Raw genomic sequence first — 19,619 nt, 5'->3', positions numbered from 1 at the left:
GCTACGTCCGATCCGGCGCCGCCGTCGGGGTTCGGAGGAAGCTCCCAGCCCGCCGCCGATCCGCTCTCGCGACCGGGTCAGCCGCGCAAGCCGAGGAGGGGCAGCACCGCGCTGAGATCGGGTGCGTCGATCGCGACATGCGCCTGCCGGCGCACCACCGGCTTCGCGCAGAACGCGACCCCCAGGCGAGCCCGGCCGAGCATCTGCAGGTCGTTGGCGCCGTCGCCCACGGCGACCGTGCGCTCGAGCGGGATGCCGCTCGCCGCCGCCCACTCCTCGAGCGCTGCCGCCTTGCCGGCCGCGTCGACGATGGCGCCGTCGACCCGTCCGGAGAGGCGGCCGTCGACCACCTCCAGGCGGTTCGCGCGGCAGAAGTCGAGGCCCAAGCGTTCGGCGAGCGGATCGAGCAGCTCGTGGAACCCGCCCGAGACCACGCCGACACGGCCGTCGATCGCGTGCACCCGCTCGATGAGCTCCTCGACGCCGGCAGTCGGCGTCATCCGGGCGCGGGCGCGCTCGAACTCGGCGACGTCGAGTCCGGTGAGCGTCGCGACGCGCTCGCGCAGGCTCTCGGCGAAGTCGAGCTCGCCGCGCATCGCGCGCTCGGTGACCTCGGTGACGAGCTCGAGGCTGCCCGCGGCATCCGCCAGCAGCTCGATCGCCTCCTCGCGGATGAGCGTGGAGTCGGCGTCGAGCACGACGAGGGGGCCGCTCGCGCGGCCGGCCGCCGTGCCCGTCACGCCGTGACCCGGACCCGGGAGCCCTTGCCGACGACCGTGATGCCGCTGTCGGTCACGATGAAGCCGCGCGCGAGGTCTTCGGCGCGGTCGACGCCGATGTGCGCACCGGCCTCGACGACGACCTCCTTGTCGAGGATGGCCCGCTGCACGGTCGCGCCCGCCTCGATGCGGGCGCGGTCGAACAGGATCGAGTCCGCGACGTGCGCGCCAGAGCCCACGATCGCCCACGGACCGAGCACGCTGCGTTCGACGTGCGCGCCCGAGATGACGGATCCGAGCGAGACGATCGAGTCGATGACCGTGCCGAGCGAGCCGCGAGCGTCGCGCGTGAACTTCGCCGGCGGCGAGTTGAGCTGCTGGCTGAAGATCGGCCACTCGCGGTTGTAGAGGTTGAAGACGGGCAGCACCGAGATGAGGTCCTGGTGCGCCTCGAAGAACGAGTCGATGGTCCCCACGTCGCGCCAGTAGTAGCGGTCGCGGTCGGTGGACCCGGGCACGTCATTGCGCTTGAGGTCGTACACGCCCGCCGCACCCTGCGAGACGAAGGCGGGGATGATGTCGCCGCCCATGTCGTGGCTCGAGTCGGTGCGCTCCCCGTCGCGGAGCACCGCATCGATCAGCGCGTCGGCGTCGAAGACGTAGTTGCCCATCGAGGCGAGCACCTCGTTGGGGGCGTCGGGCAGGCCGACGGGCTCCTTCGGCTTCTCGAGGAAGCGGTGGATGCGGTCGGGGTGCTCCTTGTCGACCTCGATCACCCCGAACTGGTCGGCGAGCGAGATGGGCTGGCGGATCGCCGCGACCGTCGCCGCCTGGCCCGACTGGATGTGCGCGTCGATCATCTGGCTGAAGTCCATGCGGTACACGTGGTCCGCGCCGACGACGACGATGATGTCGGGCTGCTCGTCGTAGATGAGGTTGAGGCTCTGCAGGATCGCGTCGGCCGACCCCGAGAACCAGCGCTTGCCGAGGCGCTGCTGCGCGGGCACCGAGGCCACGTAGGAGTTCAGCAGCCCGTTCATGCGCCACGTCTGCGAGATGTGGCGGTCGAGGCTGTGCGACTTGTACTGCGTCAGCACCACGATCTGCCTCAGGCCGGAGTTGAGCAGGTTCGACAGGGCGAAGTCGATGAGCCGGTACTGTCCCCCGAACGGAACCGCGGGCTTGGCCCGGTCCTCCGTGAGGGGCATGAGCCGCTTGCCCTCGCCGCCGGCGAGCACGATGCCGAATACCTTGCGCGTGGCCATGGACCCCAGCGTAGTCAGACGCCGTGCGATTTCGGGGGTCGATGTCGGCCCATGTCGGATGCCGCATCCGCTGCGCTACCGTTGCAGCATGCGTGTCGACCTGCTCACCCGCGAGTACCCGCCCGAGGTCTACGGAGGAGCGGGGGTGCATGTCGCAGAGCTCGTCAGGGCGCTCCGCCGCGACCTCGACGTCATCGTCCGCTGCTTCGGCGCATCACGCGACGAAGCGGGCACGATCGGCTACGGAACGCCCGCCGAGTTCGACGGCCGCAACCCCGCGCTCGGCACGATGGGCGTCGACCTGCTGATGGCCGGGGATGCCGCGGGCGCCGACCTCGTGCACTCGCACACCTGGTACGCCAACTTCGCCGGCTTCACGGCCAAGCGCCTGCACGACATCCCGCACGTCGTCACCGCGCACAGCCTCGAACCGCTCCGTCCGTGGAAGGCCGAGCAGCTCGGCGGCGGCTACCGCCTCTCCTCATGGGTGGAGCGCACCGCGTTCGAGGACGCCGACGCCGTGATCGCCGTGAGCGAAGGCATGCGCCGCGACATCCTGCGCGCGTACCCCGCCATCGACCCCGAGCGCGTCGAGGTGGTCTACAACGGCATCGACCTCACCGACTGGAAGCCGAACCACGACGCCGACCTCGCACGGTCGCTGGGGCTCGACCCCGACCGCCCGTCGGTCATCTTTGTGGGCCGCATCACCCGGCAGAAGGGCCTGCCGTACCTGCTGCGCGCCGCGCGGCTGCTGCCCGCCGACGTGCAGCTCGTGCTGTGCGCGGGCGCGCCCGACACCGAGGAGATCATGGCCGAGGTCACGGGCCTCGTCGAGGAGCTCAGCGCCGAGCGCGGCGGCGTCGTGTGGATCGACCGGCACCTCCCGCGGCCCGAGCTCACGGCGCTCCTGACCGCGGCGACCACGTTCGTGTGCCCCTCGGTGTACGAGCCGCTCGGCATCGTGAACCTCGAGGCGATGGCGTGCGGCGCGCCCGTCGTGGGCACGGCGACCGGCGGCATCCCCGAGGTCGTCGACGACGGCGTCACGGGCGTGCTCGTGCCGATCGAGCAGGTCGACGACGGCACTGGAACCCCGCTCCACCCCGACGCGTTCGTCGCCGACCTGGCCGCGGCGCTGACCCGCGTGGTGAGCGATCCGGCTGGGGCGAAGGCGATGGGCCAGGCCGGTCGCCGTCGCGCTGAGGAGCACTTCGCGTGGGACGCGATCGCCGCCCGCACGCGCGAGCTCTACGCACGGGTCCTCGGGAGTTGAGCCACCGCCACGGGGCGTCGTCGAGGACTGCGCGCGGACCGGAGGGCCCTTCCGGTCCCGATAGCATGGTGGGCATGGCGAGTACGGTGCTGCAGTTCCACGACGTGTCGGTCATCCGAGACGGGAATCCGATCCTCGACTCGGTGACGTGGAGCGTCGACTCCGACCAGCGCTGGGTCATCCTCGGTCCGAACGGCGCGGGCAAGACCACCCTGCTGCAGATCGCGGCCGCGGCGATGCACCCGAGCAAGGGCACGGCCGACGTGCTCCAGGAGGCGCTCGGCAAGGTCGACGTCTTCGAGCTGCGCCCCATGATCGGCTTCGCGTCCACCGCGATGGCCCGCAAGATCCCCAAGAACGAGACCGTGCTCGACGTGGTGCTGACCGCGGCCTACTCGGTCACCGGCCGCTGGAACGAGGAGTACGAGGAGATCGACCTCCGCCGTGCGCAGCGCGTCCTCACCGAGTGGGGGCTCGAGGGCTTCGCGGAGCGCCGCTTCGGCAGCCTCTCCGACGGTGAGCAGAAGCGCGTGCAGATCGCCCGCTCGGTCATGACCGACCCCGAGCTGCTGCTGCTCGACGAGCCGGCCGCGAGCCTCGACCTGGGTGCCCGCGAGGAGCTCGTCGGCCTGCTCGGCGGCTACGCCTCGTCGCCGTCGTCGCCCGCGATCGTCATGGTCACCCACCACGTCGAGGAGATCCCGCAGGGCTTCACGCACGCGCTGCTGCTCTCGGGCGGCAAGGTCGTGACCGCCGGCCCGCTGACCGAGGCGCTCACGTCCGAGAGCCTCAGCGACACGTTCGGGCTGTCGATCGACCTCTCCGAAGCCGACGGCCGGTTCGCCGCGCGCGCCGCCTGACGTGCGGTCGCGTCGACTCTGCTAGACTCGATAGCTGGCCCGAGGGCCATCATGCTTTCCCTGCGCCCAGCGCGCGGGATTCCCCGTCACATCCGATCAGCAAGGAAGTCTCCATGAAGACCGACATCCACCCCGAGTACAACGCCGTCGTCTTCCGCGACCTCGCCTCGGGCGCCACGTTCCTCACCCGCTCGACCGCGACGAGCGAGAAGACCATCGAGCTCGACGGCGTCACCTACCCCGTCATCGACGTCGAGATCTCGTCGGAGTCGCACCCGTTCTACACGGGCAAGCAGCGCATCATGGACTCGGCCGGCCGCGTCGAGAAGTTCAACCAGCGCTTCAAGAACTTCGGCAAGTAGTCCTGCCGATCCGAAGGGCGGGCGACTCCGGTCGTCCGCCCTTCGGCGTGCCCGGCGACGATCTCGCGGCACGGCTCGACGGTCTCGCGGCACGGCTCGACGGGATCAGGTGCCGTCCTCGGAGTCCTGCGACGGGGTCCAGTAGCCGATCAGGGCGTTGCGCCGACGCTGCCGATCGGCGGCCCACTCGGCGCGGATCCGATCGAGCTCGGCGGCGTCGAGGGCGAGCACGAGACCGTCGAAGTCGGGCGGCGCGTCGATCGGCTCCGATCGGGCGATCGCCTCGACGTCGAGGCGCTGCGTCCAACGAGTGTCGGTGAGCGACTCCCACGCCGCCGCCGCGGTGGGTGGCCAGACGCTTCGCGCATCGCGAAGGATGGCCGCCGCATCCTGTCGCAGGTTCGCAGCCAGGAACAGGCAGGCGGTGCACGCCGGCGCGGCCTCGGTCTGGGCGGTCTCCGCGTCGAACTCCTCGGGCGTCGGCGGGCGGAGCTCGGCGGGGCGACTGCTCCGGTCGCACAGCGAGCGACCGTCGAGGAGCCAGACGTGGCGCAGGATCGGCTCGGAATCGGTCATGCCCGGAGCCTACGACCTCACGGCCCGGCGGCAACCGCCTTGCGGACGCACCACCCCGTGTGCTGCGAGAGATGCAGGAAGACAGGCCGACACGCCGCGATCGCGTCGGCGACACACCGCACCTCGACCAGTTCTTCCTGCATGCGACGTTGGCGATGGTCGGAGACCGCGAGGGCGAGCCTCAGAAGAGCATGTCGTCGGAGCCGGGCGGCAGGGGCGCCTCGACGGGTGCCGGTGGCGCCAGGACGGGAGCAGGCGCGGCGACCACGAGCACCGCGGTCGCGCGTCGGACGGGCCACGCGCCCGACGTCGTGAACGCGGGCTCGCCGTTGGCCCGGCGGTACGCCTGGTAGCTCTCGGCCTGCTCGCGGCACCAGTCGACCTGGCGATCGTGCAGGTCGCCCACCGCGAGCGCCGCCAGGTCGGGGAACGCGCGCGCGATGGCCTGCGCCACTCGGCCCGCGGCGACGGCGTCGGCGCCGGCATCGTGGGCGTCGAGCAACGGCACCCCGTAGTGCGCGGCGGCGGCCGTGAGCGTGCGCTTGCCACGGCGGTAGCGGTCGACGGCCTTGTCGATGACGAGCGGGTCGACGACGGGACCCGGTCCGGGGAGCGGGGCGTGCCCGTAGCGCTCGGCCTCGCGCTCGAGCACGGTGAGGTCGTAGGCGGCGTTGTACGCGACGATCGGGAGGCCGCGGCTCGCGGCATCCGTCAATGCGGCGATGATCTCGGCGATGGCGCTGACCGCCGACTGGCCCTCGAGACGGGCGCGCTCGGTCGTGACGCCGTGGATGAGCGATGCGGCGGTGGGGATCTCGACGCCCGGATCGACGAGCCACTCCTGCTGCTCGAGCACCGCGCCGTCGGCGCCGATGACGCCGACGTGGGCCGTCACGATGCGGCACGTGTCGACGTCGATGCCGGTGGTCTCGAGGTCGAAGACGGCGAGGGTGTCGGCCCAGCGGGCGCTGCTCGAGGCATCCATGGTGGAAGGCTATGGGCGCCCACCCACAGACCCGGGGGAGCGCGCCGCGTGTGTCGCGAGCGCTGTGGGGCCCGGGCGATCGCCCAGCCCCCGCGCCGTAGAATGTGCGGAATGATCGCCTCCCCGTACGACGAGCAGCTCGCTCGCATCCCCGTCAGCGAGCATCGCGTCGACGTCGACGGCACCGAGACCGCGTGGTGGGAGTACGGCCCCGCGGATGCCCCGGTGCTCGTGCTCGTGCACGGCTTCCGCGGCGACCACCACGGCCTCGAGCCGGTGGTCGCCCAGTTGCCGGGGTTCCGGTTCATCTCGCCCGACCTGCCCGGATTCGGCGCCTCGGCGACGTTCGCCGACCGGCCGCACGACATCGACGCCTACGCGGACTGGCTCGCGGCGTTCATCGACGCCGTGGGCATCACGGGCCCGTACGCCCTCCTCGGCCACTCGTTCGGATCGATCATCTCGTCTGCGGCGGTCGCGCGCGGACTGCGGCCCGAGCGGCTGGTGCTCGTCAACCCGATCGGCGCGCCCGCGCTCGAGGGCCCGCGCGCGATCATGACCCGCCTCGCCGTGGGCTACTACCGCACCGCGGCCGCGCTGCCCGAGAAGGCCGGCTTCGCGCTGCTGCGCAACGGCGCGATCGTGCGAGTCATGAGCGTCACCATGGCGAAGACGCGCTCCAAGTCGCTCCGACGCTGGATCCACGACCAGCACGACCGCTACTTCTCCGCGTTCGGCGACCGCGACGCCGTGCTCGAGGCGTTCCGCGCGTCGGTCAGCCACGACGTGAGCGAGTACGCGCACGACATCGACGTGCCGACGCTGCTCGTCGCGGCCGAGCGCGACGACGTCACGCCGATCGAGGCGCAGCACCGGCTCGCGACCCTGTTCCCCGACGCGACGCTCGAGGTCATCCCCGAGGTCGGGCACCTCATCCACTACGAGACGCCGGGCGATGCCGCGGCGCGCATCCTGCGGTTCCTCCGCTCGGGAGCACACGCGTGAGGATCGTCGTCGACTGCCGCTACGTGCGCATCGGGCACCACGACGGCATCAGCCGCTTCACGGCGGGCATCGTGACGGAGCTCGCGAAGCGGCATCCGCTCACCATGCTCATCAGCGACCATCGCCAGCTCGACATGCTGCCGTCCCTGCCGTGGCAGCTCGTGAGCTCCCCGACGAGCCCGCGCGAGCCGTTCGTGGCGCAGCAGGTCAAGCAGCTGCGGCCCGACATCGTCTTCACGCCCATGCAGACCATGGGCTCGTGGGGCCGGAACTACAAGCTCCTGCTGACGCTGCACGACCTCATCTACTACGAGAACCGCACGCCGCCGCGCGACCTGCCCTGGTTCGTGCGCATCCTGTGGCGGCTGTACCACCTCGCCTGGTGGCCCCAGCGGATGCTGCTGAACCGCGCGGACGCGGTCGTCACCGTCTCGCAGACCACTGCCGGCCTCATCCGCGAGCACCACCTCACCGATCGCCCCGTCACGGTGGTGTCGAACGCCGCCGACGACCTCGGAACGCCGTCGCTGCCTCGCTCGCGGCCCGAGGGCAACCGGCTCGTCTACATGGGCTCGTACATGCCCTACAAGAACGTCGACACGCTCGTGCGCGCCGTGGCCGCGCTGCCCGACCACGAGCTGCACCTGGCCAGCCGCATCGGCCGCGCGGAGCGCGAGCGGCTGACCCGGCTCGCACCGCAGGCGCGCCTCGTGTTCCACGACGGCGTCACCGATGCCGAGTACGCGCAGCTCCTGTCGGGCGCGACGGCGCTCGTGCATGCGTCCCGGGCCGAGGGCTTCGGCATCCCGCTCGTCGAGGCGATGCGCCTCGGCACGCCGGTGGTCGTGAGCGACATCCCGATCTTCCGCGAGATCGGCGGCGACGCCGCCCTCTACTTCGATCCCGACAACCCCGAGGCGCTCGTCGCCGCGCTGTGGTCGCTCGGGCGGCCGGGGGAGTGGGAGCGGCGCTCCGCGGCATCCGTCGACGTCGCCGCCCGCTTCACCTGGGCGAGGTCGGCCGAGCAGCTGCTCGAGCTCATGCGCCGCACGGTGGCGCCGGGGACGCGTCGGCGTCGCGACGGGCGTCGGCGCTGATCCCGGGCCGTCGGGCCTCGTCGTGCGTGGCGAGCGTCAGCCGAGCAGCGCGTCGGCCATGGCGACGAGGGTCTCGCTCGTGCCCGCGTCGATCTTCACGGCGGCGCGGCTGTCGCCCTTCGTGATGCCGCGGTTCACCACGATGATCGGCATGCGGCGCCGACGCGCGAGCTCGAGGAGCCGCACGCCCGAGTTCACGACGAGCGACGATCCCGCCACCAGCAGCGCGTCGGCGCCCTGCACGAGCGACGCGGCCGCCTGGTAGGTGTCGGCCGGCACGAACTCGCCGAAGAACACCACGTCGGGCTTCAGGATGCCGCCGCAGACCGTGCACGCGGGGATGACCATCGCATCGACGTCGTCGACCTCGACGTCGCCGTCGGGCGCCATGCGGATCGCCACGTCGAGGTCGGTCGCGGGATTCAGCTCGGAGAGCCGGTCGGCGATGGCCTGGCGGGCGTAGTGCTGCCCGCAGGTGAGGCAGAGCACGCGGTCCATGCCGCCGTGCAGCTCGACGACGTGCCGGCTGCCGGCGCGGCGGTGCAGGCCGTCGACGTTCTGGGTCACGATGCCTGGCACGACGCCGCCCGCCTCCAGCTCGGCGAGGGCCAGGTGCCCGGAGTTCGGCCGCGCGGCGCCGAAGTTGCGCCAGCCGAGGTGGCTGCCGGCCCAGTAGCGCTTGCGCGCCGCCTCGGAGGAGAGGAACGCCTGGAACGTCATCGGCGTGCGCACGGGAGCGCCCTCGCCGCGGTAGTCGGGGATGCCGGAGTCGGTGGACACGCCCGCGCCCGTGAGCACCGCGACCCGCGCGCCGCGCATCAACCCGACGGCCGCATCGAGCAGCTCGTCGGTCAGCATCGGGGCTTCGAGGCCAGGCACCAGCGTGTCTCCCTTCGACGGTGGTCCGATTCTAGACGCGTCGGTTTTCGGGATTGTTTCGGGCGCTGGCAGGCTGGAGGGGAGGAGGACCATGCACATCGAACGTGTCCGCGACGCGGCATCCGACGACGTGGCCGATTACGCGGGGCTCACCGACGTGGCACTGCGCAGCGCCCACGAGCCAGCCAACGGCCTCTACATCGCGGAGTCCGCGAAGGTCATCCGCCGGGCAATCGGCGCCGGGCACCGCCCGCGGTCGGTGCTCATGGAGGAGAAGTGGCTGCAGGGGCTCGAGGCGGTGCTCGAGCCGTTCGACATCCCCGTGCACCTGGCCGACCCCGAGCAGCTCGAGGCGATCACCGGGTACCGCGTGCACCGAGGCGCCCTCGCCGCATTCGAGCGCCCGCGACTGCCCGACCCGGGCGAGCTGCTCGCGACCGCGCGTCGGGTCGTCGTGCTCGAGGACATCGTCGACCACACGAACGTCGGCGCGATCTTCCGCTCGGTCGCCGCCCTCGGCGCGGACGCCGTGCTCGTGACGCCCCGGTGCGCCGACCCCCTCTACCGGCGGAGCGTGCGGGTCAGCATGGGCACGGTGTTCCAGGTGCCGTGGACACGCCTGCCCGAGTGGCCCGAGGCGGCACGGATGCTGCACGCCCACGGGTTCTCGATCGCGGCGCTCGCCCTCGCCGACGACGCCGTGTCGCTCCGCGACCTCGCAGACGATCCGCCCGAGCGGCTCGCGCTCGTGTTCGGCGCGGAGGGCGACGGGCTCAGCGCCCGGGCGCTCGACGCGGCCGACCGCATCGTGACCATCCCGATGGCGCATGGTGTGGACTCGCTCAACGTCGCGGCCGCCGCGGCCGTGGTGCTCTACGCGCTCGCGGTCGACTGAGCCGTCGGCGCCGCCGCAGTCGACGCCGGCGCGACCCGCGCCGTACCGGGGATCACCAGCCGGCGCGGTTAGGCTCGATGCGTGCCATCCCCTGCCCCCGCCGACGTCGACGCGCGTCGCCCGAGCGCCTCGGTCTACCGCCGGCGCCGCATCGTCGTGTTCGGCGCGCTCGCGCTCGTGGTCGCGCTGCTCACGACGGGTGGCGTCTACACGGCCGGCGCGCTCGGGGCACCCGTTCCGGCCGCCCAGCCCGCGGTCACCGATCCCGAGCCCGTCGTGGCCGCCCCCCAGGCGCTCGCGCTGCCCGGGTTCGGCACCTACGCGGTCGCGGCCGTCGGCTACGACGGGCTGCTCGTCGCGGGCAACGAGCAGGCGCCCATGGCCACGGCGAGCATCACGAAGGTGATCACCGCGCTCGTCGTGCTGGAGGAGCATCCGATCGCGGCCGGCGAGGGCGGCCCCGAGATCACGTACACCGACGCCGACGTCGACATCTACTGGGACATGATCGCGCAGAACGGCTCGGTCGCGCCGGTACAGGCCGGGGCGACCCTTACGCTGCGCGAGAGCCTCGAGGCGATGATGCTGCCGTCGGGCAACAACTACGCGATCTCCATCGCCAACTGGGCGTTCGGCTCGGTCGACGGCTTCCTCGAGCGGGCGCGCACCTGGCTCGAGGCGCACGGGCTCGCGAACACGCGCATCGCCGACTCCAGCGGCCTGTCGCTCGACAACGTCAGCACGGCCGCCGACCTCGTGCGGCTCGGCGAACTCGCGCTCGAGAACCCGGTTCTCGCCGAGATCGTGGCGACGCAGGCGGTCGACATCCCCGAGCTCGGCACGCTGAAGAACGGCAACAAGCTGCTCGGCACGCACGGCGTCGACGGCATCAAGACGGGCACGACGGATGACGCGGCGAACCTGCTGTTCTCGGCCGACTTCGCCGTGGGCGCCTCCTCGATCACGGTCGTCGGCGTGCTGCTCGGCGGCGAGACGCACGCCGTGCTGAACGACGCGATCGCGGCCCTGCTGGACTCCATCGCACCCGGGTTCCACGAGGTGGTGCCGCTCGAGGCCGACGAGGCGCTCGCGACCTACGACACGCCATGGGGCGACACCGCTCGCGCGCGCACGACGGGCGGGGCGACCGTCGTCGTATGGAACGACACGCCCGTCGACGTCGAGGTGCACGCCGACCCGGTGACGCTCGGCGCCCGCGGCGACGAGGTGGGCACGGCCGTCGTGCACGCCGGCACGCAGGAGATCACGGTGCCGCTCGTGCTCGACGCGACGATCACCGACCCCGGCGCCTGGTGGCGGCTCACGCACCCGGGCGCGCTCGAGTCGACGGCGGCGACGACCGCCGGCTGACGCGTCTCAGTCGGGGAGCGTGTACGGCCCGGCATCCGGTCGCTTGGCGGAGATGAGGTCGCCCGACGACTGGTGCCGGATGCGGCGGAGCACCCACGGCACGAGGTACTCGCGCGCCCACGCCAGGTCTTCCACGCGCGCCTGCCGCCACGTGCCCTGCGGCAGCGGCTCGGGCTTCATGGGCTCGAGGTCGTTGTCGACGTTGAGCGCCGCGAGCACCATGCGCGCGACCGTGTGGTGGCCGAGCGTGTTGAGGTGCAGCCGGTCGGGCGCCCACATGCGCTGGTCCTGGATCTCGGCGAGGGCCCATTGGTCGGCGACGATGCAGTCGTGCTTCGCGGCGATCGAGCGCAGGTTCTCGTTGTAGATCGCCACCTTGCCCCGGATGCCGCGGAAGACGGGGGAGAAGCCCACGTCGACGCCCGTGAACAGCACGATGGTGGCGTGGTCGCGGGAGAGCCGCTCGATCGCGTACTCGAACCGCGCGGCGATCTCGTCGGGGTCGGTGCCCGGACGGATGACGTCGTTGCCGCCCGCGGAGATGGTGATGAGGTCGGGCCGGAGCGCCAGCGCGGGCTCGAGCTGCTCGTCGACGATCTGCTGGATGAGCTTGCCGCGCACCGCGAGGTTCGCGTAGGCGAAGTCCTCGGTGCCCAGCGAGAGCACCTCGGCCACGCGGTCGGCCCAGCCGCGGTGCCCGCCCGGCACGGTGGGCTCGGGGTCGCCGATGCCCTCCGTGAACGAGTCGCCGAGGGCGACGTAGCGGGACCACGGATGCTGCTGCTTGACCATGCCTCCATTGTGCCAACGGCTGCCGACGCGGCCGGTCATCGTGCCCGGCGTGCGCCGGACCGTCTGCTCAATCGCCCGGTTCGGGGGATGTCGGGGCCCTCCGCTACGCTCGGATCCAGTGAGCACAGCGACCCCCTCCGGCCACCTGCCGGGCACCTCGGCCGCCGAGCACCTCTCCCCGTCCTTCCCAGAGCGCGCCGCCTGGGGCACCGCCAGCAAGTTGCGCGCGTGGCAGGCCGAAGCCCTCGAGCAGTACCTCGCCGAGCTGCCGCGCGACTTCCTGGCCGCGGCGACGCCGGGCGCCGGCAAGACGACCTTCGCCCTGCGGCTCGCCGCCGAGCTGCGGCACCGCCGAGTCATCGACCGCATCACGGTCGTCGCGCCGACCGACCACCTGAAGCGGCAGTGGGCGGATGCCGCGGCCCGCGCCGGCATCCGGCTCGACCCCGGGTTCCGCAACGCCCACGGCCAGACCGCCCGCCACTTCCACGGCGTCGCGGTCACCTACGCGCAGGTCGCGATGCGCCCCGCGCTGCATCGCGAGCTCACGATCTCGGGGCGCACGCTCGTCATCCTCGACGAGGTGCACCACGGCGGCGACGCGCTCTCGTGGGGCGACGCGATCCGCGAGGCGTTCGAGCCGGCGACGAAGCGGCTGTCGCTCACGGGCACGCCGTTCCGGTCCGACACGGCGCCCATCCCGTTCGTGCGGTACGAGCCCGACGCGAAGGGCATCCGCCTGTCGCAGACGGACTACGACTACGGCTACGGCCGCGCGCTGGCCGACAGCGTCGTGCGGCCCGTCATCTTCATGGTCTACGCCGGGCACATGCGCTGGCGCACGAAGGCGGGCGACGAGATGGAGGCCCGCCTTGGCGAGGACAACACGAAGGACATCACCTCGTCGGCCTGGCGCACGGCGCTCGAGCCGACGGGGGAGTGGATCCCCGCCGTGCTCGCCTCCGCCGACCGCCGCCTCACCGAGGTGCGACAGTCCATCCCCGACGCCGGCGGGCTCGTCATCGCGACCGACCAGAGCGTCGCGCGCGCGTACGCGCAGATCCTCGAGGGCATCTGCGGCGAACCCGTCACGGTGGTGCTCTCCGACGAGAAGGAGGCGAGCGCGCGCATCGAGGAGTTCTCGGACAACACGCGGCGCTGGATGGTCGCCGTGCGCATGGTGTCCGAGGGCGTCGACGTGCCGCGGCTCGCCGTCGGGGTCTACGCGACGAGCGCCTCGACGCCGCTGTTCTTCGCGCAGGCGATCGGCCGCTTCGTGCGCGCCCGGCGCCGCGGCGAGACCGCGTCGGTGTTCCTCCCGAACGTGCCGGTGCTCATGGAGCTGGCGGCCCAGCTCGAGCTCGAGCGCGACCATGCGCTCGACCGCCGCGACGGCGACCGCGACGATGACGGCCTCGACGACAGCCTCCTCGAGTCCGCGAACCGCGAGGACCGTGCGTCGGAGGAGGTCGGCCTCGGGACCTGGGAGGCGATCGCCTCGGATGCCGCGTTCGATCGCGTCGTCTTCGACGGCACCGAGTTCGGCACGCTCGCCGAGCCCGGCAGCGACGAGGAGCACGACTTCATCGGCATCCCCGGACTGCTCGAGCCCGAGCAGGTCTCGGAGCTGCTGCGCCATCGGCAGGCCCGGCAGGCGCGCCGCGCGGGGGATCGGCGTCGGCACGCGGTCGAGACCGAGGCATCCGCTCAGGCCGAGCCCGTGGCGCTCTACCGCACGCTCAAGGAGCAGCGGTCGCTGCTCAACTCGCTCGTCGGGCTCTACGCCCGGCAGACCGGCAATCCGCACTCGCTCGTGCACGGCGAGCTGCGCCGGGCGTGCGGCGGCCCCGACGTCGCGCACGCGACCGTGACGCAGCTGCAGGCGCGCATCGAGCTGCTGCGCAAGCGGCTCGGCGGGCGCTGAAGACCCGCCTGATCGCATTCGGCGGACGCTGACGGTGCTCGACCCGAACCCGCTCGGCGGACGTCGGCGGCGTGTGCCAGCATGGGCGGGTGGAACGCCGCACCCGAGTGCTCATCGTCGCGATCGTCGTCTCGTTCATCGCGTTCCTCGACGGTGCGGTCATCAACGTCGCCCTGCCGTCGCTCGCCGCCGAGCTCGGTGGCGGCCTCGCGCTGCAGCAGTGGGCGGTCGACGCGTACCTGCTCACGCTCGGTGCGTTCATCCTGCTCGCGGGGTCGCTGTCCGACTCCTTCGGCAGGCTGCGCATCATCCGCATCGGGCTCTACGGCTTCGCCGTCACCTCGGTGATCTGCGCGATCGCGCCGAGCGGCATCGTCTTCATCGTCGGCCGTGCGCTCCAGGGCGCAGCGGGTGCCCTGCTCGTGCCGAGCTCGCTCGCGATCATCATCGCGACCTTCTCGAAGTCCGAGCAGGGTCGCGCGATCGGGCAGTGGACCGCCTGGACCACGAGCGCGTTCCTCATCGGGCCGCTCTTCGGCGGGCTGCTGGTCGACCTCGTCTCATGGCGACTCGTGTTCTGGATCAACGTCGTGCCCATCGCCGTGGCGCTCGTGATGATGCGCGCGCTCGGTCGCGACGAGCCGAACCCCGATCGTGAGCCGATCGACTGGGCGGGCGCGGCCCTCGGCGTCGTCGGCCTGGGCGGCACGGTGTTCGCCCTCATCGAGCAGGGCCGGTTCGGGTGGGCGTCGCCCGTGGTCTGGGTCCCGCTCGTCGTCGGGCTCGCCGCGCTCGTGGTGTTCGTGCTCTGGGAGCGCCGTACTCCGTATCCGATGCTGCCGCTCTCGTTGTTCGGGGCGCGCAACTTCGCCTGGGGGAATGTCGCCACGCTGTTCATCTACGCGGCGTTCTCGCTCGGACCGTTCGTGCTGACGATCTTCCTGCAGCAGTTCGCCGGATTCTCGGCGACGCTGGCGGGCCTCGCGACGCTGCCGCCCACCATCATGCTCGTGCTGTTCGGCTCCCGGTTCGGCACCCTGTCGACGCGCTACGGCCCGCGCATCTTCATGACGATCGGGCCGCTCGTCGTCGGCGTCGGCTACCTGCTGACGGTCATGGTGCAGGCGGACCTGAACTACTGGCTGCACCTCCTGCCAGGCATCCTGCTCATGGGGCTCGGCATGGCCATCACGGTGGCGCCGCTCACCGCCGCCATCCTCGGCGCGGTCGACCCGGCTCGCGCGGGCATCGGCTCCGCGGTCAACAACGCCGTGGCGCGCATCGCCGGGCTCGTCGCGATCGCGAGCATCGGCGTGATCGTGGGCACCCAGCTCGATGTCGTCGGCTACCGCCGGGCGGCCGTCGCCACGGCCGTGTTCCTGGTCATCGGCGGCGTCGTGTCGTGGCTCGGCATCCGGAACCCGACCCCGTCGCCCGACGCCACGGGCGCGACGCCGCCGGCCGCCGACGCGCCGTCGCACGGCTCGGCGCACGTGCCCCCGCACGCCGCCGAGTGAGCGGGGCGGGCGGAGCGGCTCCTCGCGCGAAGCGCGCCGCTCGCGGAGCGGGGCTCGCGGCGGCTCAGGCGACCGTGGCGTCGGCGCGCTCGGGAACCGCGAGCCCGCCGTGCTCGGCCGCGGCGTCGAGCGCCGACATGAAGTCGGCCGTGAGGTCGTCGACGTGCTCGAGGCCGACCGAGATGCGGACGACCCCGGCGTTCGGCTTCGCCTCGCCCGCCACGGGTCGGTGCGTCAGCGACGCCGGGTGCTGCACGAGCGAGTCGACCCCGCCGAGCGACACTGCGTGCGTGGCGAGCTCGCACGACTCCGTGAAGCGCGCCGCCGCGTCGTAGCCGCCGGCGAGTTCGATCGCGATGATCGCGCCGGGACCGGCCAGCTGCGTGCCGACGAGCCCCTGCGGGTCCTGACCGGGAAGCCCGGGGTAGTGCACGCGCGCCACCGCGGGGTGGGCGACCAGGCGCTCGGCGAGCACGCGCGCCGTCTCCTGCTGGGCGCGGACCCGCACCGGAAGCGTGCGCAGGCCGCGGTGCAGCAGGTACGCCGCCATCGGGTGCAGGAGTCCGCCCGTGAGCGCGCGGACGCGACGGAGCCGCTCGACCCAGTCGCGGTCGGCTGCCACTACGCCGCCCATGACGTCGCCGTGTCCGCCGAGGTACTTCGTGGCGCTGTGCAGCACGAGCGTGGCGCCGTGCTCGGCCGGGCGCTGCAGCACGGGCGTGGCGAAGGTGTTGTCGACGAGGACGGGCACGTCGCCCGCGGCATCCGTCACCCGGCGCAGGTCGAGGAGCTCGAGCGTCGGGTTCGCGGGCGTCTCGACGACGACGAGCCCGGTGTCGGCCTCGATCGCGGCGGCGATGCCGTCGGCGTCGGTCCAGGTGACCCGGGTGCCGAGCAGGCCGCTCTCGAGTACGTGGTCGGTGCCGCCGTAGAGCGGGCGCACGGCCACGACGTGCGGCCTGCCGGCGGAGGCCGTCGCGATGAGCGTCGCCGCGAGCGCCGCCATGCCGCTCGCGAACGCGACCGCGCCCTCGGTGCCCTCGAGTCCCGCGAGCGACTCCTCGAAGCGCGCGACGCCGGGCTGCCAGAGCCGCTGGTAGACGGCCGATCGGCCCTCGCCGAGGTCGTGGCCGGTGGCGAGCTCCTCGTAGGAGAGGCCGCCGGTCTCGACCGACCCGAGCGGGTTCGTGGTGGAGAAGTCGATGACGGGAACGTGGGATCCGCTCGCCCGGACCCCGTCCATGCCGCCGTGCACGGCGCGGGTCTCGAACTGCGACGACGATGTCTGCATGCCTCGAAGAAAGCAGGATCTGCAGCAATTCGCAAACCCGCATGCACGATCGTCGCGCTAGACTCTCAGGGCCGAAGAATCTTCACGCCACACCGAGGGGAGCCGAGCTCATGGCGCAGAAACCCGAACTCGACCGCGTCGACCGTGCGCTGCTGCGCGCGCTCTCGGCGAATGCGAGGGCCTCGGGCGCCGCCCTCGCCGCGGAGGTCGGCGTCGCCGAGTCCACCGTATCGCTCCGGCTGCGGCGGTTGCAGAGCCTCGGCACGGTGCGCGGGTACCATGTCGACGTCGACCTGGCCTCGCTCGGGGTGTCGCTGCAGGCGCTCATCGCGGTGCGCCTCGTGAAGCACGATCGCAGCGAGATCGACGCGTTCCGCGCGCAGGTGCCGCACTTGCCGGGCGTCCTCGCCGTGTACCACATGGCGGGCGCGGAGGACTACCTGCTGCACGTCGCCGCGCGCGACGCCGAGGAGCTCCGCGAGTTCGTGCTCGCACACCTCACGGGGCATCCGGCCGTGGCGCACACCGAGACGAACCTCATCTTCGAGCACGTCGAAGGCGACGGCTGGAACCGGCTCGTCGGGTAGGCGAACCACCGGGTCGCACGCCCACCAGCGCGGAGCGGCGGTCCAGCCGACCGCGCGTCAGCCGATCGTCGTGCCGAACGCGAGACCGAGCACGTACGTGACCGCGGCCGCGCCGAGGCCGATCGCGAGCTGGCGGAATGCCCGCTTCATCGGCGACGCGCCAGAGAGCAGACCGACCGTGGCGCCCGTGGCCAGCAGCGCGATGCTCACGAGCACGGTCGCCGTGATGATCGCGGCGGCCCCGCTGAGGCCGAAGATCCACGGCAGCACGGGGATGAGCGCGCCCGACGCGAAGAACAGGAAGCTCGAGATCGCGGCCGACAGGCCCGTTCCGACGGCCTCGTCGTCGTGCGCCGCCGACACCGTGAGCGCGTCGGTCGGCGCCGCGAGCTGCTCGGCCGCGCGCACCCGGGCCATCACGAGCGCCGCGTGCTCACTGGCGTCGCCCTCCTCCATGCCGCGGGCGCGGTACACGAGGGCGAGCTCGTTCGCGTCGAGGTCGAGGTCGACGAGCGCCTCGCGCGCCGTCGGGTCGGGGGCGGATGCCTCGAGCAGCTCGCGCTGCGACCGCACCGACACGTACTCACCGGCGCCCATCGAGAGCGCGCCCGCGAGGAGGCCCGCGATGCCGGTGAACAGCACGACGGACGCCGGAACACCCGTCGCGCCGATGCCGAGCACGAGCGCGAGGTTCGAGACGAGGCCGTCGTTGGCGCCGAACACGGCAGCGCGGAAGGTGCCCGCGAGCCGGCGCCGGCCACGCGCGGCGAGCCCGCGCACGACCTCCCCGTGGATGCGCTCGTCGGCCGCCATGGCGGCGGTCGCGTCGGGGTCGGTGGCGTAGGGGGAGCGGGCCTCGGCGCGCTGGGCGAGCGCGAGCACGAAGATCGAGCCGAACCGGCGCGCGAGTCCGCCGAGCATCCGGGTGCGCACGTCGGCACGCGGAACGCCGGAGTCGTCGCCGTCGAGCAGCCGGAGCCAGTGCGCCTCGTGCCGCCCCTCGGCCGCGGCGAGGGCGAGCAGGATCTCGCGCTCCTCGCCGTCGCGTCGCGCGGCGAGCTCGCGATAGACGGCCGCCTCCGCACGCTCGTCCGCGAGGTAGCGCCGCCAACGTGCCCGTTCCGCCGCCGTTCCCGGCCGATCGTCACTCATCCGCTCCACACATCCCATCGGGGAGCCGACGTCCGGTCGCTCCCGCTCCGTCACGTCCTCGCCGCTCGCGCGGCCTCAGCCACGATATCGGCGCGCCGGGCGCGAACCGGCCGATCGGCCCGGATTGGCAGCATTTCGGAGCGCCGAACGGGTTTCGGACTGCCGAACGGCCGGGCCGGAGGAACCGGCCGGATCAGCCCTCGGCGGGCGCCGTCACGAAGTCGATCAGCTCCTCCACGCGACCGAGGAGCGCGGGCTCGAGGTCGCCGTAGCCGCGCACGCGGCCGAGGATGTGCTGCCACGCCCGTGCGATGTCGGCCTGGTCGGCGTGCGGCCACCCGAACGCCTCGCACACGCCGTGCTTCCACTCGGTGCCGCGCGGGATGACGGGCCACGCGTCGCGTCCGAGGCGCGCGGGCCTGACGGCCTGCCACACGTCGATGAACGGATGTCCCACCACGAGCACGTGCCGACCGTGCGGGCCGCGCGCCACCGCGTCGGCGATGCGCTGCTCCTTCGATCCCGGCACGAGGTGGTCGACGAGGATGCCCGCGCGGCGGCTCGGCCCCGGACGGAACTCGTCGAGCTGCGCGGCGAGCACGTCGACGCCCTCGAGGTACTCGACCACGACGCCTTCGATGCGCAGGTCGGCGCCCCAGACCTTCTCGACGAGCTCGGCGTCGTGCCGGCCCTCGACGAAGATGCGGCTCGGCAGCGCGACGCGGGCGGGCGATTGCTCGACGGCGAACGAGCCCGACGCGGTGCGGAGCCGCCCGGTCGGAGCCTTCGGAGCGGGGAGCACGAGCTGCACGGCCTCGCCGTCGACGAGGAAGCCGTGCCCGAGCGGGAACACGCGCTTCGCGCCGAAGCGATCTTCGAGCGTCACGTGCCGCTTGTCGACCGCCACGACCGCCCCGCAGAATCCGTCGGCGGCGAGCTCGACGACGAGGTCGCGCTCGGCCTCGAGCGTCGGGATCGTGCGGCGTCCCCGAGCCCGCCAGTCGCCCGCGAGCACGTCCGCGCCGTAGCGATCGGGTCCGTTCGGGTCGTGGGTCGGGGTCGGCAC

Annotated in this window: 19 protein-coding genes; 10 read left to right on the top strand and 9 right to left on the bottom strand. The window is 72.6% G+C overall.

Annotation, left to right across the window (positions count from 1 at the left end; genetic code table 11):
- Window positions 1-77: 77 nt before the first annotated feature.
- Window positions 78-740, bottom strand: coding sequence for a phosphoserine phosphatase SerB (gene serB, locus ACWEOH_RS15635; RefSeq protein WP_452032521.1), 663 nt, complete (start codon window positions 738-740; stop codon window positions 78-80).
- Window positions 737-1,984, bottom strand: a complete 1,248-nt coding sequence (gene glgC / locus ACWEOH_RS15630) for a glucose-1-phosphate adenylyltransferase (protein ID WP_452032519.1) — start codon at window positions 1,982-1,984, stop codon at window positions 737-739. Before glgC ends, serB begins: the two co-directional genes overlap by 4 nt.
- 88 nt (window positions 1,985-2,072) lie before the next feature.
- Between glgC and glgA the strand changes: the two genes are divergently transcribed.
- The 3 genes from glgA to ACWEOH_RS15615 all read left to right on the top strand — a co-directional run bounded on the left by glgA (window position 2,073) and on the right by ACWEOH_RS15615 (window position 4,482).
- Window positions 2,073-3,260 (top strand): glycogen synthase, encoded by a 1,188-nt coding sequence (gene glgA / locus ACWEOH_RS15625; protein WP_452032517.1) that lies wholly within the window; start codon window positions 2,073-2,075, stop codon window positions 3,258-3,260.
- 74 nt (window positions 3,261-3,334) lie between these two features.
- A complete protein-coding gene (locus tag ACWEOH_RS15620) occupies window positions 3,335-4,120 on the top strand; it encodes an ABC transporter ATP-binding protein (protein ID WP_148734974.1) in 786 nt (261 codons plus the stop codon).
- Window positions 4,121-4,233: 113 nt separating this feature from the next.
- Complete coding sequence (locus tag ACWEOH_RS15615; protein WP_452032515.1) at window positions 4,234-4,482, top strand: type B 50S ribosomal protein L31; 249 nt, start codon at window positions 4,234-4,236, stop codon at window positions 4,480-4,482.
- A gap of 105 nt (window positions 4,483-4,587) precedes the next feature.
- Here ACWEOH_RS15615 and ACWEOH_RS15610 read toward each other — a convergent pair whose 3' ends face one another.
- Window positions 4,588-5,058 carry a hypothetical protein gene (locus ACWEOH_RS15610; RefSeq protein WP_452032513.1) on the bottom strand — a complete coding sequence of 157 codons (471 nt, stop codon included), beginning with the start codon at window positions 5,056-5,058 and terminating at the stop codon, window positions 4,588-4,590.
- 181 nt (window positions 5,059-5,239) lie between these two features.
- Window positions 5,240-6,043, bottom strand: coding sequence for an exonuclease domain-containing protein (locus ACWEOH_RS15605; protein ID WP_452032511.1), 804 nt, complete (start codon window positions 6,041-6,043; stop codon window positions 5,240-5,242).
- Window positions 6,044-6,154: 111 nt separating this feature from the next.
- On the opposite strand from ACWEOH_RS15605, the gene ACWEOH_RS15600 reads away from it, so the two are divergent.
- Window positions 6,155-7,048 (top strand): alpha/beta fold hydrolase, encoded by an 894-nt coding sequence (locus ACWEOH_RS15600; protein WP_452032509.1) that lies wholly within the window; start codon window positions 6,155-6,157, stop codon window positions 7,046-7,048.
- A complete protein-coding gene (locus ACWEOH_RS15595) occupies window positions 7,045-8,145 on the top strand; it encodes a glycosyltransferase family 4 protein (RefSeq protein ID WP_452032507.1) in 1,101 nt (366 codons plus the stop codon). The genes ACWEOH_RS15600 and ACWEOH_RS15595 overlap by 4 nt, the downstream gene beginning before the upstream one ends.
- 36 nt (window positions 8,146-8,181) lie before the next feature.
- Here the strand turns inward: ACWEOH_RS15595 and ACWEOH_RS15590 are convergent, their stop codons facing one another.
- The gene (locus ACWEOH_RS15590) at window positions 8,182-9,003 is read right to left on the bottom strand and encodes an NAD-dependent protein deacetylase (protein WP_452033896.1); all 822 of its coding nucleotides are present in this window, start codon (window positions 9,001-9,003) and stop codon (window positions 8,182-8,184) included.
- Window positions 9,004-9,115: 112 nt separating this feature from the next.
- Here ACWEOH_RS15590 and ACWEOH_RS15585 point away from each other — a divergent pair, with 112 nt between their 5' ends.
- Both ACWEOH_RS15585 and ACWEOH_RS15580 read left to right on the top strand, forming a co-directional pair.
- Window positions 9,116-9,919, top strand: a complete 804-nt coding sequence (locus ACWEOH_RS15585; RefSeq protein WP_452032505.1) for a TrmH family RNA methyltransferase — start codon at window positions 9,116-9,118, stop codon at window positions 9,917-9,919.
- A gap of 81 nt (window positions 9,920-10,000) precedes the next feature.
- Window positions 10,001-11,290: a D-alanyl-D-alanine carboxypeptidase family protein gene (locus tag ACWEOH_RS15580; protein ID WP_452032503.1), complete on the top strand. Its 1,290-nt coding sequence runs from the start codon at window positions 10,001-10,003 to the stop codon at window positions 11,288-11,290.
- 6 nt (window positions 11,291-11,296) lie between these two features.
- Here ACWEOH_RS15580 and ACWEOH_RS15575 read toward each other — a convergent pair whose 3' ends face one another.
- Window positions 11,297-12,082: an SGNH/GDSL hydrolase family protein gene (locus tag ACWEOH_RS15575; RefSeq protein WP_452032502.1), complete on the bottom strand. Its 786-nt coding sequence runs from the start codon at window positions 12,080-12,082 to the stop codon at window positions 11,297-11,299.
- A gap of 118 nt (window positions 12,083-12,200) precedes the next feature.
- Here ACWEOH_RS15575 and ACWEOH_RS15570 point away from each other — a divergent pair, with 118 nt between their 5' ends.
- Both ACWEOH_RS15570 and ACWEOH_RS15565 read left to right on the top strand, forming a co-directional pair.
- Window positions 12,201-14,006 carry a DEAD/DEAH box helicase gene (locus ACWEOH_RS15570; protein ID WP_452032500.1) on the top strand — a complete coding sequence of 602 codons (1,806 nt, stop codon included), beginning with the start codon at window positions 12,201-12,203 and terminating at the stop codon, window positions 14,004-14,006.
- Window positions 14,007-14,095: 89 nt separating this feature from the next.
- A complete protein-coding gene (locus ACWEOH_RS15565) occupies window positions 14,096-15,523 on the top strand; it encodes an MFS transporter (protein ID WP_452032498.1) in 1,428 nt (475 codons plus the stop codon).
- 64 nt (window positions 15,524-15,587) lie between these two features.
- Here the strand turns inward: ACWEOH_RS15565 and ACWEOH_RS15560 are convergent, their stop codons facing one another.
- Window positions 15,588-16,814, bottom strand: coding sequence for a trans-sulfuration enzyme family protein (locus tag ACWEOH_RS15560; protein ID WP_452032496.1), 1,227 nt, complete (start codon window positions 16,812-16,814; stop codon window positions 15,588-15,590).
- Window positions 16,815-16,924: 110 nt separating this feature from the next.
- Here ACWEOH_RS15560 and ACWEOH_RS15555 point away from each other — a divergent pair, with 110 nt between their 5' ends.
- Window positions 16,925-17,401, top strand: coding sequence for an Lrp/AsnC family transcriptional regulator (locus tag ACWEOH_RS15555; protein WP_452032495.1), 477 nt, complete (start codon window positions 16,925-16,927; stop codon window positions 17,399-17,401).
- A gap of 57 nt (window positions 17,402-17,458) precedes the next feature.
- On the opposite strand, the gene ACWEOH_RS15550 is transcribed toward ACWEOH_RS15555, so the two are convergent.
- Window positions 17,459-18,553: a VIT1/CCC1 transporter family protein gene (locus tag ACWEOH_RS15550; RefSeq protein WP_452032493.1), complete on the bottom strand. Its 1,095-nt coding sequence runs from the start codon at window positions 18,551-18,553 to the stop codon at window positions 17,459-17,461.
- 193 nt (window positions 18,554-18,746) lie between these two features.
- Window positions 18,747-19,619, bottom strand: a complete 873-nt coding sequence (locus tag ACWEOH_RS15545; protein ID WP_452032491.1) for a DUF3097 domain-containing protein — start codon at window positions 19,617-19,619, stop codon at window positions 18,747-18,749.

This window comes from Agromyces sp. NPDC004153, assembly GCF_053603635.1.
The sequence above is the reverse complement of the archived record's forward strand: the minus strand, read 5'-3'. Positions and strand labels throughout refer to the sequence as shown.

Bases quoted from the DNA above. Each gene is read 5' to 3' on its own strand.
- glgC (WP_452032519.1), bottom strand. From the start codon at position 1,984: ATGGCCACGCGCAAGGTATTCGGCATCGTGCTCGCCGGCGGCGAGGGC.
- glgA (WP_452032517.1), top strand. From the start codon at position 2,073: ATGCGTGTCGACCTGCTCACCCGCGAGTACCCGCCCGAGGTCTACGGA.
- ACWEOH_RS15620 (WP_148734974.1), top strand. From the start codon at position 3,335: ATGGCGAGTACGGTGCTGCAGTTCCACGACGTGTCGGTCATCCGAGAC.
- ACWEOH_RS15615 (WP_452032515.1), top strand. From the start codon at position 4,234: ATGAAGACCGACATCCACCCCGAGTACAACGCCGTCGTCTTCCGCGAC.
- ACWEOH_RS15610 (WP_452032513.1), bottom strand. From the start codon at position 5,058: ATGACCGATTCCGAGCCGATCCTGCGCCACGTCTGGCTCCTCGACGGT.
- ACWEOH_RS15605 (WP_452032511.1), bottom strand. From the start codon at position 6,043: ATGGATGCCTCGAGCAGCGCCCGCTGGGCCGACACCCTCGCCGTCTTC.
- ACWEOH_RS15600 (WP_452032509.1), top strand. From the start codon at position 6,155: ATGATCGCCTCCCCGTACGACGAGCAGCTCGCTCGCATCCCCGTCAGC.
- ACWEOH_RS15590 (WP_452033896.1), bottom strand. From the start codon at position 9,003: ATGCTGACCGACGAGCTGCTCGATGCGGCCGTCGGGTTGATGCGCGGC.
- ACWEOH_RS15585 (WP_452032505.1), top strand. From the start codon at position 9,116: ATGCACATCGAACGTGTCCGCGACGCGGCATCCGACGACGTGGCCGAT.
- ACWEOH_RS15575 (WP_452032502.1), bottom strand. From the start codon at position 12,082: ATGGTCAAGCAGCAGCATCCGTGGTCCCGCTACGTCGCCCTCGGCGAC.
- ACWEOH_RS15560 (WP_452032496.1), bottom strand. From the start codon at position 16,814: ATGCAGACATCGTCGTCGCAGTTCGAGACCCGCGCCGTGCACGGCGGC.
- ACWEOH_RS15555 (WP_452032495.1), top strand. From the start codon at position 16,925: ATGGCGCAGAAACCCGAACTCGACCGCGTCGACCGTGCGCTGCTGCGC.
- ACWEOH_RS15550 (WP_452032493.1), bottom strand. From the start codon at position 18,553: ATGAGTGACGATCGGCCGGGAACGGCGGCGGAACGGGCACGTTGGCGG.